General features: G+C 62.7%; 4 protein-coding genes. All 4 read left to right on the top strand.

What is annotated here, in order from left to right; translation table 11 throughout:
* Positions 1 to 294: 294 nt before the first annotated feature.
* The 4 genes from gspE to ACRESD_RS16895 all read left to right on the top strand — a co-directional run bounded on the left by gspE (position 295) and on the right by ACRESD_RS16895 (position 17,444).
* Entirely contained in the window at positions 295 to 1,713 is a 1,419-nt protein-coding gene (gene gspE, locus ACRESD_RS16910) for a type II secretion system ATPase GspE (RefSeq protein ID WP_431751969.1), read from the top strand.
* Positions 1,713 to 2,924, top strand: coding sequence for a type II secretion system inner membrane protein GspF (gene gspF / locus ACRESD_RS16905; RefSeq protein ID WP_431751968.1), 1,212 nt, complete (start codon positions 1,713 to 1,715; stop codon positions 2,922 to 2,924). The genes gspE and gspF overlap by 1 nt, the downstream gene beginning before the upstream one ends.
* 486 nt (positions 2,925 to 3,410) lie before the next feature.
* Positions 3,411 to 4,583 (top strand): substrate-binding domain-containing protein, encoded by a 1,173-nt coding sequence (locus ACRESD_RS16900; protein WP_431751967.1) that lies wholly within the window; start codon positions 3,411 to 3,413, stop codon positions 4,581 to 4,583.
* Between the two features lie 228 nt (positions 4,584 to 4,811).
* Entirely contained in the window at positions 4,812 to 17,444 is a 12,633-nt protein-coding gene (locus ACRESD_RS16895) for a filamentous haemagglutinin family protein (RefSeq protein WP_431751966.1), read from the top strand.
* Positions 17,445 to 17,882 lie beyond the last annotated feature (438 nt).

Raw genomic sequence — 17,882 nt, 5'->3', positions numbered from 1 at the left:
GACTGACCCTATGCCATCGGGAGCAAGCCCCCTCCCACATGTCGACCCCATCCGGTTTGAGAAATCAGGTCGGCTGTCAGGCCGCCTCGGCCTTGCTTTTGATTTTGATCTTGAGCGCCCCCCAAATCCCTGTCGGTTTACGGGCACACCGAGCGTGAGCGAGGTGCCGAGTGTTGGGGCAAGAGCGTTTTGCTTACTTTTGCGCTTTTCAAAAGTGAGCCGCTGTAAGAGCGGAACCGATATCAGCCTTCACCAAAAAAACGGATATGTACCCCGTAAAAAAAGGCCCAAACCATGAGCCTACTCCCTTACGCCTGGGCCAAATCCCAACGCATCCTCCTGCGCCCCAGCGAGCAAGGCATGCTCCTGACCGTCTGCCCCTCAACCCCCGGCTGGTCCATCAGCGAAGTCCACCGCCAATTCGGCCAAGCCCATCTCGAACAGGTCCGCGACGACGAACTCGACGGCCTGCTCACCAGCGCCTACGCCGACACCGGCAGCGCCGCCGCCGTGGTTGGTGCCGCTGAAAACGAGGTGGACCTGGACCGCCTGATGCAAGACATGCCCGAGATCACCGACCTGCTCGACACCCAGGACGGCGCGCCGGTGATCCGCATGATCAACGCCTTGCTCACCCAGGCTGCCCGGGACGAAGCCAGTGATATCCATATCGAGCCCTACGAAACCCATTCCGTGGTGCGCTACCGCGTCGACGGCACCCTGCGCGACGTGGTGTCGCCGCGCAAGGCGCTGCATGGCGCGCTGGTGTCGCGGATCAAGATCATGGCCCAGTTGGATATCGCCGAAAAACGCTTGCCCCAGGATGGCCGCATCGCCTTGCGTGTGGCCGGGCGCCCGATCGATATTCGCGTGTCGACGGTGCCCACCGGGCATGGCGAGCGGGTGGTGATGCGCCTGCTCGACAAGCAGGCCGGGCGTTTGCAACTGGAAACCCTGGGCATGGAGCCGCAGTTGCTGGCGCGCCTCGACACGTTGATCCGCCAGCCCCACGGCATCGTACTGGTCACCGGGCCCACTGGCAGTGGCAAGACCACCAGCCTCTACGCCGCGCTGGCGCGGCTGGACGCGAGTACCAGCAATATCCTCACCGTGGAAGATCCGGTGGAATACGACTTGCCGGGCATCAGCCAGATCCAGGTCAATGCCAAGATCGACATGACTTTCGGCCTGGCCTTGCGTGCGATTCTGCGCCAAGACCCGGACATCATCATGATTGGTGAAATCCGTGACCTGGAGACCGCGCAAATCGCCGTGCAAGCCTCGCTCACCGGCCACTTGGTACTCGCCACCTTGCACACCAACGATGCGGTGTCGGCGGTCAACCGCTTGATCGACATGGGCGTGGAACCGTTCCTGTTGGCATCTTCCTTACTGGGTGTGTTGGCGCAACGCCTGGTGCGTCGCCTGTGCCCCCATTGCAAGCAGGAAGATCCGGCCGCGCCTGGCACCTGGCGCCCGGTGGGGTGTGCGCAATGCAATCAGATCGGCTACAGCGGGCGTACCGGTATCCATGAATTGTTTTGCGTCGATGACGACGTACGCAGCCTGATCCACCAGGGCGCCGGCGAGCAGGATTTGCGTCTGGCCGCCCGCCGCGCCGGGATGTTCAGCATGCGTGAAGACGGTGAGCGTTGGGTGCGCAGCGGTGCCACCGCGCCCGAAGAAATCCTGCGTGTGACACGGGACGCCTGATGAATCGCTATCGCTATGAAGCCGCCGATGCCAGCGGCAAGGTCGAAGCCGGGCATGTGGAGGCCGATAGCCAAAGCGCTGCGTTTGCCACTTTGCGGGGGCGAGGCTTGACCGCGTTGCTGGTGCAGATCGAAGGCAATCAGCAAACGGCGGCAAGCAGCAGCCTGTTCAGCGCCAAACTATCGGATAACGACCTGGCCTGGGCCACGCGTCAATTGGCCAGCCTGCTGGGCGCCAGCCTGCCGTTGGAGGCGGCGTTGAGCGCAACGGTGGAGCAGGCCGAGAAAAAACATATCGCCCAGACCCTGGCCGCAGTGCGCGCCGATGTGCGCGGCGGTATGCGCCTGGCCGATGCCCTGGCGTCGCGGCCTCGGGATTTTCCGTCGATCTACCGCGCGTTGATCGCGGCGGGGGAGGAGTCCGGTGACCTGGCCCAGGTGATGGAGCGCTTGGCCGACTACATCGAGGAACGCAACAACCTGCGGGGCAAGATCATGACCGCGTTTATCTACCCGGGCGTGGTCGGCTTGGTGTCCATCGGCATCGTGATTTTCCTGTTGAGCTACGTGGTGCCCCAGGTGGTCAGTGCGTTTTCTCAGGCGCGCCAGGACCTGCCCGGGTTGACCCTGGCGATGCTCAATGCCAGCGACTTTATCCGCGCCTGGGGCTGGTTGTGTTTTGCCGGGATCGTCGGCGGTTTCTGGGGGTGGCGCCTGTACCTGCGCAACCCTGTGGCGCGGCTGAGCTGGCACAGCCGGGTGCTGCGCCTGCCGCTGATCGGGCGCTTCGTGCTGGGCCTGAACACCGCGCGGTTCGCCTCGACCCTGGCGATCCTCGGGGGAGCCGGTGTGCCGTTGCTGCGAGCCCTTGAGGCGGCGCGCCAGACCTTGTCGAATGATCGCCTGAGCCAGTGTGTCAACGAAGCCACCGCGAAGGTGCGCGAAGGCGTGAACCTGGCGCCGGCGCTGGCGCTGGAAAAAGTCTTCCCACCGGTGCTGATCCACCTGATCGCCAGTGGCGAAAAAACCGGCTCGCTGCCGCCGATGCTCGAGCGTGCGGCGCAGACCCTGTCCCGGGATATCGAACGCCGCGCCATGGGCATGACGGCATTGCTGGAGCCACTGATGATCGTGGTGATGGGCGCGGTGGTGCTGGTAATTGTGATGGCGGTGTTGTTGCCGATCATTGAGATCAACCAACTGGTGACCTAACCACTGAAGAAACACAAATCAAAAATGTGGGAGCGGGCCTGCCCGCGATGGCAGTGGGTCAGTGGCAAAGGGGCTGTCTGACACCCCATCATCGCAGGCAAGCCAGCTCCCACATTTGAGATGGTGTTTATTGGACAGCATCTTATGAATTCCCGACGGCTGCCCCCCAACCTCGGGTTCCTCATTCCGTCATATCCGAAGCCTTTCGACACAGCCCACGCCGCGTCCAGAAAAAACGCACTGAAACCCCGCTGTCACCTACGCCCAAACCGCTCAAAAACATGACCGAAACACCCGAGAATCTTTTGCAAAATCAAGCGCTTCCTCCCGAGGTTTTTTCCTTTTGCTGTCATCGGATGCTGCGAAATTTCCTACCCATGGCCTCAGCCCTCGCCACCCCCGGTACCCGGCTTGGGATCGAAGCCATGGCGTCATGCAAGAGCCATCTACCCCAAAACGTACGAACACGACGAAAGGAGATTCTTCATGTTTAAGCGCACTATGATCGCGGCCTCTTTGGTGGTTGCAGCATTGGCTTCGGCCCAATCCATGGCTGCCGTGGTCGGCGGCGGTGCCACTCTGCCGGAAAAACTCTACGGCAGCACTGCTACATCCACCACGGCTACTGGCATTCTGTCTGCCACTGTTCCAGGCTTCAGCCCCTACATCGGCGTAGGCAGCGGCGACGGCAAGAAGGCGTTCTTCGGTAACGATTCGACCAAGCTGAAACTGGCTGCTGGCACCACCATTGACTATGCAGGCAGCGACTCGGTCGTCAGTGCTGCGGAACTGGCTGCCTACAATGCCGACGCCGTTAACGGTCGCACTGCCTACGGCCCGCTGATTCAAGTCCCGGCTGAAGCCACTTCGGTGACTGTGCCTTATCGCATCGACGGTCAAACCTCGCTGAAACTCACCAGCGCTCAGCTGGCTGATATCTTCGCCGGCAAAATCACCAACTGGAACCAGGTGCAATTCAACGGGGCTGCCGGTCCAGACCTGCAAATCAAAGTGGTTTATCGCCAGGAAACCAGCGGCACCACCGAGATCTTCACCAACCACCTCAAGGCGGTGAAACCTGCTTCGGTACCGACTGTGAGCAACAGCTTCGTGACCGCCGTCGGCTTTGACCCAGTCACCAACGCCCCGGCCGGCTCAAGCTACATCGCGGTCACCGGCAGCGGTGGTGTTGCTTCTGCAATCACCGGCAACAACGGTGCCATCGGTTACGTCAGCCCTGACTACGCTCAGTTCAACGACGCCGCCAAGGTGGCTTCGGTGAACGGCTACCTGCCGACTGAAGTCAACGTTCAAGCCAGCCTCGATACTGTGACTCCACCGGCGCTTGGCAGCAATGACGCCAAGGATCCGTTGAAGTGGGTTCCTACGTTTGCCAACCCATCCGTGGGCTACCCAATCGTGGGCTACACCAACCTGGTGTTCAGCCAGTGCTACAAAGACACCACTGATACCGCGCGTATCCGTGTGTTCCTGAGCCGTCACTACACCGGCCTGAACAACACTGCCATCAGCAACCACTCCTTCATCCCGCTGTCCACTACCTGGCAGAAAGCTGTCTACGACAACTTCTACGCCACCACCAGCTCCTTGCGCTTGGGTGACACCAACACCTGCAACGGTATCGGTCGTCCGCTGTAAAACCCCGTCCCGACAGGGTTAGCCCCACAACCGGCAATGACCTCGTGTCATTGCCGGTTTTGTCGTTTTCCCTTCCAACGAACCAGTTGAACCGCAACGCATGAACATTGTGTGACAACAGTTCGGTCGCGCCCCTCGGCAACCGCCTTAAGCAATAACCACAACTCGTGGCCGCGCAGCGTTTGCGCGCCCGTCGTTCGCCTGCCCCGTCAAAAGGACCTGTAAGTGATGCGTTCCCGACTGAAGCCGACTGCTACCCGTGCCGCCAAGGCGCCTGCTACCGCAGGCCAAGTGTTGCTCCTCAAGCCCTTGGCCCAGGTCATCGCGCTGATGGTGTTTGCCGGTGGAGCCCATGCGGCGCAACCTCAGGCGTTCAGTTCGGGTTGGTTTGCCGCCAAGGGCGCGGCACAGGCAGCCGGCAGCGTACGTCCGGGGGTGGTGGCACCGGGAACGCCGCCGCCGTTGTCCCAGCAACAGCGCGGCAACGAACAGTTGCAGCGTTCGTTGGCGAATCTCAACACCAGCGTTGCCGCGATTGCCGCCCAACAAGCCGCGCAGGCTGCCGCCAGGGGCAACGCCAGTGCCGGGCCGCAGACCATCCATAACGGCCTGGGCGGCAATGGCTTGAACGTGGTGATCGGCGCGGACGGCAAGCCGCTGTTCGTCAACGCCGAAGGCCCAGTGCAGACCGATGCCAACGGCAAGACCCTGGTGTCGATCAAGCAGACAGCCGACAAGGCGATCCTCAACTGGCAAACCTTCAACGTCGGCCGCGACACCACCGTGCAGTTCCAGCAGAACAGCGATTGGGCCGTGCTCAACAAGATCAATAACAGCACCGCGCCGAGCCAGATCCAGGGGGCGATCAAGGCCGACGGTACGGTGATGATCGTCAACGGTAACGGCGTGGTGTTCAGCGGCACAAGCCAGGTCAACGTGCGCAACCTGGTGGCTGCGGCCACTGGGTTCACGGATGAGCAATTTACCGCCAGGGGCTTGTACAGCTCCGGCAATAGCGCGCCGAGTTTCACTCAAGCTGCCGGCAACGTGACGGTCGAGCGCGGCGCGCAGATCCAGACCCAGGTGCCGGCCACGTCGACCGCCGGTGGTGGTTATGTGCTGCTGCTCGGCAAAGAGGTGGAGAACGCCGGGAGCATTTCCACTGCACGTGGCCAGACCACCCTGGCGGCGGGCGACAGTTTTGTGATCAGGAAGGGTTACAGCACCGATGGCAATGTCACGTCCACTACACGTGGCAATGAAGTCAGCGTCACCGGCAGTGGCAAGGCCACTAACAGCGGGTTGATCCAGGCTTCCACCGGCGACATCACCCTGACCGCCCAGCAGGTGCTGCAAAACGGGGTGTTGCTCTCCAGCTCCTCGGTGGACGCCCGGGGCACCTTGCACTTGAAGGGCACAGGCAACAACGCCAGTGTGACCTTGGGCGAGGGCAGCCTCAGCGCCATTGTGCTCGACACCAGCAATGCCCTCGACAGCCAGCGCGCCGGGTTGCTCACGCCGTCGGTTGACCAGGCCGGCAACGTAGTGCCCGCTGATGTTTTCCGCCGCGACCAATCGCTGGTGGAGATCACCAGCGACGGCACCGTGGATTTTCGCAACGGTTCCCTGACCCTGGCCACCGGCGGGCAGGTCGGCGTCAAGGCTACGCAGCGGACCCTGGTGCGCGAGGGGGCGGTGATTGATGTCTCCGGCGCCATCGGGGTCAAGTTGGCGATGGAATCCAACAGCGTCAAGGTCAACATCCAGGGCAACGAGCAGCGCGATGCAGCGGTCAACCGTGATGGCAAGGCCCTCAATAACAACGATGTGTGGGTGGATGTTCGCGACCTGATTTTCGTCCCGGCCGGCACCAACGGCTATGCCACTGACCGTTGGTACACCGCCGGCGGCTTGCTGGAGGTGGGCGGCTATCTGGGCACCCGTAACCATGGCATTGGCGAGTGGATGGCCCAGGGCGGCACGGTAACTTTCAGCGGCAAGGACGTGGTCACCCAGAACGGCTCGCAGATCAACCTGTCGGGCGGCACCCTCGATGTGCAGGCGGGCAAGATCAAACAGACCTGGCTCAAAGGCCCGGACGGGCGCCTGTATGAACTGTCCACTGCACCTGGGGATCTGCTCTATAGCGGGATCTACAAGGGGTACGAAGACCACAGCCAGCGCTGGGGAGTGACTGACTATTACTACAACCCGTTGATCGCACCTCGTGAGCGCATCGAGGCCGGCTACACCGTGGGCCGCGATGCCGGGCGCCTGGTCGTCAGCACCGCCGGCGCGGTGTTGGAGGGGCAGATTGTTGGCGACACTTACCAGGGCGATCGCCAGACCCAGGCTGCGCAAAAGGGCTTGGACGGTTACCTGCAGTCGCAAAAAGCCGTGGCCCGTGGTGCCGCGCTGATGGTCGGCAGCTATGTGCCGTATTACGTCAAGGACAGTGCGCAGTTGCAGTACGCCCTGGGCGCAGATGCCAACACGGTGAAAAACGTCGTACTGGGCCCGCGTGTGGCCGCCATCGCGGCCGGGTTGGACTTGAACAGCGTGCTGCCGACCGAACGGGCGTCCACGCTGTATCTGGACAATGATGCGTTGAACGCGGCAAAACTGGGGGCGATCAATATCGCCAGCACCGGCTCGATTCTGGTCAATGGCGCGTTGGAGGTGGCACCGGCCGGTGACATCACCCTGTTCGGGCCCAAGGTCGAAGTGAACGCCAACCTGACCGCGCATTCCGGCAGCCTGCAATTGGGTAACGTGCAGGCGCAGATCACACCGACCGGTAAGGTCGACGTCACCCTTGGCGGGCGTGGCAGCTTGACCGTGAACAAGGGCGTCACCCTGGACACCAGCGGCTTGTGGAGCAACCAGCTGTTGAACGCAAGCGACAGCAGCCGTTTGCCTTACCTCAACGGCGGCAGCGTGGCCTTGCGCAGCAGTGGTGATGTGACCCTGGCGGCGGGCAGCCGAGTGGATGTGTCTTCCGGCGCGGCCCTGGATGCCCGCAACCAACTGATCGGCGGCAAGGGCGGTGACCTGACGCTCGCAGCCAACGCCAACAGCGCCGACAGCCGCGGCAACCTGACCCTCAACGGTGAGCTGCGCGGGTACGGCGTCAATGGCGGCGGGCGCCTGAATGTACAGGCGGGCAAGGTGTTGATCAGTGATCAGGCCGTCGCGCCCCAGGCCGGTACGTTGCAGCTTGGCAGTGGGTTCTTCAACAAGGGCTTTGGCGCCTATGACATCACCGGCAATGAAGGTTTACTGGTTGCCGACGGGACGCAGATCAACGTGACCGCGCCGGTGTACCGCCTCAATGACGCCGCGCAAAACGTGACGAGCGGCGCGGACCCGCGCACCGCACTGGAAGTCTGGACCCCCCCGCAATACCGGGAAAACCCCACCAAGGGCCAGTTGACCGCCCGCAAAGGCGCGAGCCTGAACTTGCAGGCCGGCACCGCGCTGTCTACCGCCGCGCAGATGGCGATGGTGCAGGCGCGCATCGGTCAGAGTGCGGTGATCAACGTCGACCCAGGCCAGTCCATCGGCGTACGCAGTATTGGCCAGTTGACGGTGGACGGCACGCTAAATGCCTGGGGCGGGAACATCACCCTGAGCAGTGTCAGTGTGCTACCCAGCGTGGTGAGCGTCGTTGAAAACCAGGGCCATGGCCGTTCGATCTGGATTGGCGAGCACGCGGTGCTGGATGTGGCCGCACGGGCGGTCAGCGCCGTCGACAGCCTGGGCCGGCGCTATGGCGTGGTGGGGCAGGGCGGCAATATTGTCATTGGCGGAGTCATCGACCCGGCCACCGGGATCGCCACAGCGGCCAACTTGTTCGTGGTGGTGCGTGAAGGCGCACGCCTTGACGCCTCGGGAACCCAGGCGCTGCTGAATCTGACCGGTGCCGGCTCAGGGATGGTCGCCAGCCGTGGTGGCAGTATCTCGCTGGCATCCAACAACGGGGTGTATCTGGACGGCGCACTCGTGGCCAACAGCGGTGGTGCGGGGGCGGCAGGCGGCAGCCTGAATGTGGCCCTGGAGGCTCCGCTCTATAGTCAATGGGCCAATGCTCGCGTGCGGCAAGCCCGTGAGTTGATCGTCAGCGCAGCCGATGCAGACACGTCGTTGCCGGGCGGCAGCACGCCCGAATCAGTCGCTGGCAACCTGACTTACGGTCATGGCCGGCTGACGGTTGGCCAGGTTAACGCTGGCGGCTTCGATAACCTGTCGCTGTTGAGTAATGGCCTGGTCAGCTTCGAGGGTGATGTATCCCTGCGTCTGGGGCAGAGTGTGAGCTTGTACTCCGGGGCCATGGCCTTGACGGATGGAGCGGCTCGGCAAGCCAGCGTGTTATTGGCGGCGCCCTATGTACGCCTGGCGGGAGTTGGCAACAACAATGATATGGCTGAGAACGTTGTTCGCCCGACGGTCCAGGGTGGCGTTTCCACTCAGGGCCCAGCGGGCCGCTTGAGGGTTGAAGCTGCAAACGTGTTGGATGTGCGTGACGGGGTTAACTTCGGCGCCCATGCCGAACGCTCAATAGTGCTGGCCGATGGGATTGATCGGCGGGCGTTCGATCAGGCCGATCTGGTCAGCCAGGGCGATATGCGTTTTTTGGCGGGCACTACGTCGTCCAAGATCAAAACCACCTTGACCACCCAGGCCGACCTGAATCTTACGGCCGCACAGATTTACCCGGCCACCGGGGCTGTTGCCGAAGTAACGGCCGGTAACACCGGGTCCAACAGCGACTTTGACCCGACACGCACCCTGCGCATTGGCAAGGTCGGCCATTCGGCCCCGGCGCAGCCTTATTCGGTGTTCGGCAGCTTGCTATTGAGTGCTTCGAATATCGATCAAGGTGGTGTGTTGCGGGCTCCCATGGGCGTACTGACGTTGGGTGAGAGTAGTGGCATCGTTCGTTCGACCAAAGTGATCAACCTGCTGCCGGGCAGTCTGACCTCTGTCAGCGCCGCAGGCCTAGTGTTGCCTTACGGCGGGACAGTCGACGGCGTGACCTGGCAGTACAACGGCAAGCAGGTGGAACTGTTGGGCGTTGGCGGCACTCGTAAAACGGGCAACCTGGTGGTGGGCGTGCAATTGGCGGGACGTTCGCTGAATGTGCAGCAGGACGCGGTGCTGGACCTCAGCGGTGGCGGCGAACTGCTCGGCGCGGCGTTTGTTTCCGGGCGTGGAGGCTCCACCGATGCGCGCTACAACCCCTTGGTACAGATGGGCGCGGACGGGCGCTTTAGCTTGCCGGGCCTTGCCACCAACCCGGTCTATGCCATTGTTCCTGGTGCCCAGCCTGGCGTAGCGCCCAGCGGTGGCGAGGCGGGGGCAACCCAGCCACTGGCAGGTCAACAAATCAATATCGGGGCAGGGGTGCCAGGCCTTCCAGCGGGCACCTACACCTTGCTGCCGTCCACTTACGCCTTGTTGCCGGGCGCGTTTCGGGTCGAGATCAACGGCTTGGCGGCGCCGTTCGCCAGCGGCTCGATGCGCAGCGCCTCGGTCATGAATAATGGTTCCTGGTCAACCGAAGGTTTCCTGTCGATTGCCGGAACCGGCATTCGTGACAGTTTATCGAGCCAGGTGATCGTCACCCCGGCGGCGGTATTGCGCCGGTATTCGCAATACAACGAAACCTCCTATGCCGATTTCGTTCGCGCTGATGCGACACGTCTGGGTGTGCCACGGGGCGCGCTCGAGGCCGATGCCAAGACCTTGAAGTTGCAATTGGCCCCTGGTCAGAAAGGCTTGGGGTTCAGTTTTGACGGTGAGGGTCGATTCAAACCCGCCGAAGGCGGGTTTGGGGCCACGGTTGCGGTGGTGAGTGGCGGCAATACTATCGAGGTGGTTGCTGATACCGCCCAGGCCAGTACCGCTCCGTCGATGGTGTCAGTGCGCGCCAGCGATTTGAATGCCCTGGGCGCGGCCCGCCTGGTGGTGGGCGGCGAAACGACGGTGGTGTATGGCCAGGGCGGCAACTTCGTTGGGTTTGACGCAGGGACCACGGCGACTTCGGTTGTTGTACGTCAGGGCGCCACACTGGCGGCGCCGGAAGTGTTCCTGATGTCGGGAAGTACCGCAGGGGCCATTGAGATTGAGCAAGGCGCCTCGATCAACACCCTCGGTCGTGGCAAGGCTGCCTATGATTCGGATGACGGCTTTATCTACCGTCCCGGCAACCGCAGCGTCTTGGCCGTCTCCAATGGGCGTTTGCAGATGCTGGCACCGACCAGTGGCGCCAATGGCCTAGGGCCGGGCAGCATTCTCATTGGCCAATGCAATCCAGGGGCCTGCGGCGGTGAAACGTCGTTGTATTCCGAGGGCTCGATTGCTTTTGCCACCACTAACCGGTTTGCCTTGGGCGACAGCGTGCGCTACGGCACCCGCCATCTGGCACTGGCGGTGGGCGGGATCAACGTCGGCAGTGCCGAGGCGCTGGCCGAAGCGGCTGCGCGTGGCGTGCTGCCGTCGGGCTTGACCCTCAACCAGCAGGTGCTGGATCGCCTGCTGCGGGGTGACATCACTCATGGCGCGCCGGCCCTGCAAAGTCTGGCGCTGACGGCCGGACAATCGTTGAATTTCTATGGCAACACAACCCTCAGTACCCTCGACAGCTCGGGTAAATCGCTGCTTGATGAGCTGTTGCTGACGACCCCGGCGATCTATGGGTATGGCAACGCGGGTGACGTGGCGCTGATCCAGACCGGTACCTTGGTGTGGGGCGGCGACACCAGCGCTCCGCCGGCTGTGATCAACAATGGCGCGGGCACCGGCAGCGGCACCCTGGAGTTGCAGGCGCGGCGCATTGAGTTCGGTTATGGCCGCAATGCCCAACCCGACAGCCTGGCCAACAATGGCCGGATGACCTTGGGCTTTGCCAACGTCAATCTCAACGCCAGTGAACGCATCACCGCCAACCACAAAGGCAGCCTGACGGTGCATCAGTCCCAGGGTGCCTATGAGGCCGGCAAAGGTTTTACCTACAGCGGCGGCAACCTGACCATCACCGCGCCTTTACTGACCGGCGAAGCCGGCTCGGTCAACCGCATCACCGCCGGTGGTGCAGTGACCGTGGTGGCTCCGGCCAGCGGCGTGGCGCCTGTGGATGCCGCGGCCATCGACGCCCTGGGCGCTGAGTTGCTGCTGTCCGGTCGCAGCCTGGCCCTCGATACGTCGGTGGTGCTGCCCAGCGGCAAGCTGACCCTCAGCGCCGATGAAGCACTGACCCTGGGCGCGGCTTCGCGTCTGGACCTCAGTGGCCGCAAAGTACAGATCAACGATGTGAGCCAATACAGCTGGGGCGGTGATGTCAGCCTGGAAAGCCGTCACGGCAATATTCTCCAGGCGGCAGGCTCGCTGATCGATATGTCCGCGCAGTTCAACCAGGGTGGTTTGCTCAAGGCGGTGGCGGTGGACGATGGCGCGGGTCAGGTTGACCTGCAAGGGCAGATTCGCGCCGGCAGCAGTGGCTATTACGATGCCGGTGGCACTCTGGTGCCGTACAAGGCGGGGGGTGTGGACATCCGAGCGCAGCAGATGGGTGACTTCGCCGCCCTGAACCAGCGCTTGAATCAGGGCCAGGTGTTTGGCTCGCGCAGTTTCCAGCTCAAGCAAGGCAACCTGGTGATTGGCGATGAACTCAAAGCCAACCAAGTCAACGTCTCGGTGGATAACGGCAGCCTGACGGTGGTGGGCACCATCGACGCCAGTGGGGAGCGGGTCGGCAGTATTCGCCTGGCCGGCAAGCAGGGCCTGACCCTTGCCGGCAGTGCGGTACTGGATGCTCACGGCACGGCGTTGCGGGTCGACAGCTACGGCAAGATTATCGATGCACCGAACCGGGCAGTGGTGGAACTCAACAGCGGCGACGGCCAGTTGACCTTGGCCGATGGCGTACGTATTGACCTGCGCCACGGCACGGCAGCGGTCCCGGGCAGTGGCCGTGGGCAATACGACGGTGTGGCCCGAGGCACCCTGGAGCTGAATGCGCCACGGCTCAATGCCAATGACGTGGCCATTGATGCGAGTGGGCGGATCAACGTTCAGGGCGCCCGCTCCATCGCGGTCAACGCAGTGGCTCGTTATACCGATGCGCCGATTGGCACTGTGCCTTCGGCCAGTGGCCGGCCGTATCAGGTGATCGACCAGAATTACCTGAAGCAAAAGCATGACCTTGCGCAAGCCTTTATCAACAATGCCTTGAACAACACCGGGTTGATGCAGGGCAAGCTCGCGGGCTTGAACAACAGCCGCTATACCGATGCCTTCCATCTGCGTCCAGGTGTTGAAATCGTCACCCAGGGCGACCTGGTGGTCAGTGGCGACCTCGACCTTTCCGGTTACCGTTACGCCAGCGTCAACCCCAATACACCGAAGACCTCGGTATACGGTTCGGGTGAAGTGGGCAGCCTGGTGGTACGGGCCGGTGGCAACATCAACGTCTACGGCAGCATCAACGACGGTTTTGCGCCGCCGCCGGTAACGCCGGACGACAATGGCTGGGTATTGACCCCAGGTCTGCAAGGGTTTGGTTCCGATGTGATCGTGCCCGGTCCTGGTGTGGTCCTGGCGAATGGCAGTGCGTTCCCCACCGGCAAGACCCTCAACTACCCGTTGCCGATCCAGGCCACACTCCTGGCCCAAGGCACTGTGCTGCCGACCTTGGGTACTCTCGATGCGCCACTGACCCTGCCGGCCAACACCGTGTTGAGTGCGGCGGTACGCGACGGCGCCGGCAACCTGCTGTATGCCGCTGGTACTTTGCTGCAACAACCTGTGGTGCTGGCCGCCGGTACGCAACTGGAGGCAGGCACGGTGTTGACTGGCGCCGCTTCCCTGCGTGCCATGACCTGGCCCGCAGGCGTGCCATTGCCTAGCCGTGGGGCCGTGTCGGGCGGTGCGGTCGATGGTGTGTTGCTGGCCGGTGACCTGGTACTCAAGGTGGGGGCGCTGATTCCTTACGGCACAGACGTCAAGTTGCCCACTGGCACGATGTCGGTGCCGTTGCGTACCGTGACCGGCGCCACTGCGCGGCAGAACTGGGCTGTAGCACCGATGTTGGCCGAGGGCTCGCAGTCGTGGTCGTTGCGCCTTGTTTCCGGCGCCGATACCCAGGCTGCCGACACACGCTCGATCCGGCCGGCCTTTGCCGGTGACCTGACGCTGGCCGACACGCACTACGGCATCTACGAAACTCACGACAAGATCATCGTCCCGGCCCAGCCGGCGCGGCCAGGCGGGGCCTGGTACTGGACTGACTTTGCCGCCGAGTTGTTTGGCTTCGAGGCAGGAACGCCGGTGCAGGAGGCTGATTGGGGCTTTTGTGATGAAGCGCAAATGTGTGTCCGCGTCAATTACGTGTGGAGTGATCTTGCAGAGCTCTTCGGCTTTGTTCCCGGCAAGCCGGTATCATCGGCGGACGAGAGCTTCTGCGACCCGGATATGTGCGTTTCCTTGGGCGAGCCGATTCCGGCAAAACCCGAGCAGGTGACCATCGGGGACGTGAAACTGGTTTCGCCAGTGAGTCAGCACTTCAGCGTATTGCGCACTGGCACCGGGGACCTGGACCTGATCGCCTCAGGCAATGTGGCGATGAAATCGCCTTATGGCATCTACACCGCAGGGGCCTCCAGCGCTTCTCGCGCAGGCAGTGCCGCTGCGGACTTTGACCGGGCTCGTGCGATCTCGGCGGATGGAACGGTACTGGGCAGTGCGGCCAAGGCGTATGAAGCCTTGGTCAACGAGAGCAGCGCCAGCCCTTATGCCGCTTGGTATCCCGACGGAGGCGGCAATGTATTGCTGCGCACGGGCGGTAGCCTGACGGGCGATGTCTGGACGCCGAACACGGATGTGGCAGCCCCCAACGACGGTCGCACTCAACTCAACAGTGCGAACCTGGGTAGCTGGTTGTGGCGCCAAGGCACGGGCAACACTGCGGGTGTGTCCCCCATACCCAGCAGTTGGTGGGTCAACTTTGGCACTTACGTAAAGAGCGAAACCGGCTCCAACATGTATTTCGAAGACGCTGCGCAGATAAACCAGCTGCCACGTTTGGTGGGATTCACCGGTGTCGGTACCCTGGGTGGCGGCAACCTGACCCTGGACCTGGGCAGCGATGGCGGCATGCAGACTCGACGCGGCGCACTGGGTGGGAGGACAGCACCACGTAGTGAAGGGTTGGTGTTGGCGGTCGGTAGCACCGGGCGGGTGGTGAACGGCCAATTGCTGCTGACCGGTGGTGGTGACCTGGATGTGCGTATGGGCGGGGATTTGAACCCGGGGCTGGAGGCTCGTGCAACGCGACCTAATGCTGACAGTTTATTGTCAGGCGACGTTAAAGCAGAAACCCTCAGCCTCAATGGTGTCTTCACCAACCTGCGGGGTGCCTTGAACCTGCAGGCAGGCAGCCTGGGGGGGATTGCCTTGAACTATGGCGGAATGAGTGGCGATCAGGATGTCAAGGACACACGGGCCTACTCGCCGTACACCGCGAGCCTGGGTACAGCCACCGGCGGGATCACGCTGATGCTCGGTGATGCTACGGCGAGCCTGTCGACCCGGGGTGATTTGGTGTTGGCGGGGGCCGGCGACCCTGGCCGTGTCTCTACTGAAAATAACCAGGCGTTCAATTACAACGGTCAAAACTATGGCAATGGGACCACTTGGTTCTCGTTATGGACCGAGCGCACGGCTATCGACTTATTCTCCGCAGGTGGCAGCTTGACGCCTAGCGTGCAGAGCGTATCGCTTCGCCCAGGTGGCAATGCTGAACCTCTGAACGGGCAGAATTACTCCAGCACCGACGGACGCTTCATTTTCCCTTCGAAACTAGGCGTGGTGGCCGCCAACGGCAGTATCTATCTCGGCGCGTCTGCCTTGGGCGCCGGCCCGCAGCCTAACAACCCAGCGTATTCGCTGTTGCTGGCACCGTCGAGCAACGGGCGGCTGGCCATGCTGGCCGGAGATTCGATCTACGCCAGCGGCTACGCGGTCAACCAGTCAGGCGACAGCCTGGGTTCGATACCGACGCCTTTCGCGCCAGCGTTTATCGGCAGGAACGGGCTCAACCAGCAGATTGTCGACAACCTGGGCAGTAATGCCATGCAAGATGACCTGTCGTTGTTTGCCTTGCGCAGCCTGACCGACCTTGCGCGCACGGCGGCCCAGTCAGAACCGGCCAGGTTTTATGCCAGGCAAGGCGATATCGTAGGCTTGCGCAGCGGTGAAATCATCACGTTCAACAGCGATCGGCAAGGGCAAGTCCGTTATGAGTCCGCAGGCCCGGTATGGATGCGGGCAGGGCGTGACATCGTCAGTTCCGGCACGTATCTGGGCCAGCCGACGGTGTTCCCAGCGCTGCGGGGCAATAACGGCAATTACAGCGGGGCAAGCAGCGGCAACGTGTTCGTTCACAACCGCCCTGAGGATGTGTCAGTGGTCTCGGCCGGGCGTGACATCGTATACAGCAACTTCACCGTTGCCGGCCCTGGCACCTTGGAAGTCAGCGCCGGGCGCAACTTGCTGATGGAAGACAAAGCCTCGATCACCAGCCAGGGCCCCGTGGCGGTGGGGGACTCGCGTCCGGGTGCATCTATCGTGCTGGAAGCCGGTGTAGGCCCCAATGGCCTGGATTACTTGAAGTTCGTCACCCCTTACCTGGACCGTGCCAATCAGGCGGTCGAAGGCGTGCCCCTGGCCGGGCAGGCGGGCAAAGTGGCGAAAACCTACGAGGCCGAACTGCTGCAATGGCTCAAGGAACGCTATGCCTTCAGCGGCGACGCCGACCAGGCACGGGCGTACTTCGCCGGCCTGGGTCCTGAGCAGCAACGCATCTTTGCCCGTTCGGTGTACTTCGCCGAAGTGCGCGAGGGCGGTCGTGAATTCAACCTGGCCGCCGGCCCGCGTTCCGGTAGTTTTGTGCGCAGCCGCGCCGCCATCGACCGGTTGTTGCCGAGCAAGGACGTGGCGGGCAACCCGATCGTGTATGACGGCGACATCACCCTCTACGGCGGTGCCGGGGTGCATACCCAGTTTGGTGGCAATATCCAGATGCTCACGCCGGGTGGGCAGCAGGTGTTCGGCATCGAAGGGGCTGCGCCGCCGGCCAGTGCCGGGGTGATCACTCAAGGTGCCGGGGATATTCAGCTGTATGCCCAGGGCAGCATCCTGCTGGGTCAGAGCCGCATCATGACCACCTTTGGCGGGTCGATTCTAGCCTGGTCCGACTTAGGCGATATCAACGCCGGGCGCGGCTCGAAAACCACCGTGCTCTACACCCCGCCCAAGCGGGTGTATGACACCTGGGGCAATGTGACCTTGTCGCCCAGCGTGCCGAGCTCCGGTGCGGGTATTGCCACCCTGGCGCCGATTGCCGAAGTGCCGGCCGGTGACATCGACCTGTTGGCTCCAGCGGGCACCATCGATGCGGGCGAAGCGGGCATTCGGGTGTCGGGCAACGTCAACATCGCCGCCTTGCGTGTGGTCAATGCGGCGAACATCCAGACCCAAGGCAAATCGTCCGGGGTGCCGGTGACAGCGGCGGTGAACACTGGCGCGATGACTTCGGCCAGTGCGGCGGGAGCGGCGGCATCCCAGGCCGCGGAGGATGCGGCGCGCAGCCAGCAGGCGGCGGCGAAGCAGGGCAGGGCGTCAATCGTGACGGTGGAGGTGCTGGGGTTTGGCACTGAGCCAGTGCCGCGTGAACCGGAGCCTCAGCAGAAGACATCCGCATACAACCCGAACAGCCCGGTGCAGGTGCTGGGCGCGGGGCCGTTGAGTGAACAGGCGCAGGCGCGGTTGACGGATGAAGAGCGGCGACAGATCAATTTGTAAGGGTTTTGGAAGGACCTCTCGATGTACCGTTTGGGGCGATCAGTGATTGCCCCGTTTTTTTTGGGGGCTTTGGGTTGAGTACATATCCGTTATTTGGGTAACGGCCGCTATTGGTTCCGCTCTTACAGCGGGTCACTTTGGAAAAGCCCCAAAGTAACCAAAGGGCTCTTGCCCCAACACTCGGCACTTCGCCTAGGCTCGGTGTGCCCTCACTCCGGCTTGAATCCGTGGGCCGCCGTCATGGGCCATCCTTGGCCCAGGACGGCTAACCCGGCGTCCTGCCGGGTTGCCCACGGATTCAAGCCTGCGTTCGGCCAGCGTGTTTGACGGGGCGCCTAAGATCAAAAGCAAAAGCGCGGCGGCCTTAGAGCCGACCGGTTTCTGGCTGTCGACCTCGGTCAAATGTGGGAGCTGGCTTGCCTGCGATGGCATCAGCTG

This window comes from Pseudomonas sp. (assembly GCF_050739995.1).
GTDB lineage: Bacteria > Pseudomonadota > Gammaproteobacteria > Pseudomonadales > Pseudomonadaceae > Aquipseudomonas.
Note: the sequence above shows the minus strand (reverse complement) of the source record. Positions and strands in the feature narration are given on the sequence as shown.

What these genes read in the sequence shown, in the direction of transcription:
- ACRESD_RS16895 (WP_431751966.1), top strand. Translation starts at nt 4,812, where the DNA reads ATGCGTTCCCGACTGAAGCCGACTGCTACCCGTGCCGCCAAGGCGCCT.
- ACRESD_RS16900 (WP_431751967.1), top strand. Translation starts at nt 3,411, where the DNA reads ATGTTTAAGCGCACTATGATCGCGGCCTCTTTGGTGGTTGCAGCATTG.
- gspE (WP_431751969.1), top strand. Translation starts at nt 295, where the DNA reads ATGAGCCTACTCCCTTACGCCTGGGCCAAATCCCAACGCATCCTCCTG.
- gspF (WP_431751968.1), top strand. Translation starts at nt 1,713, where the DNA reads ATGAATCGCTATCGCTATGAAGCCGCCGATGCCAGCGGCAAGGTCGAA.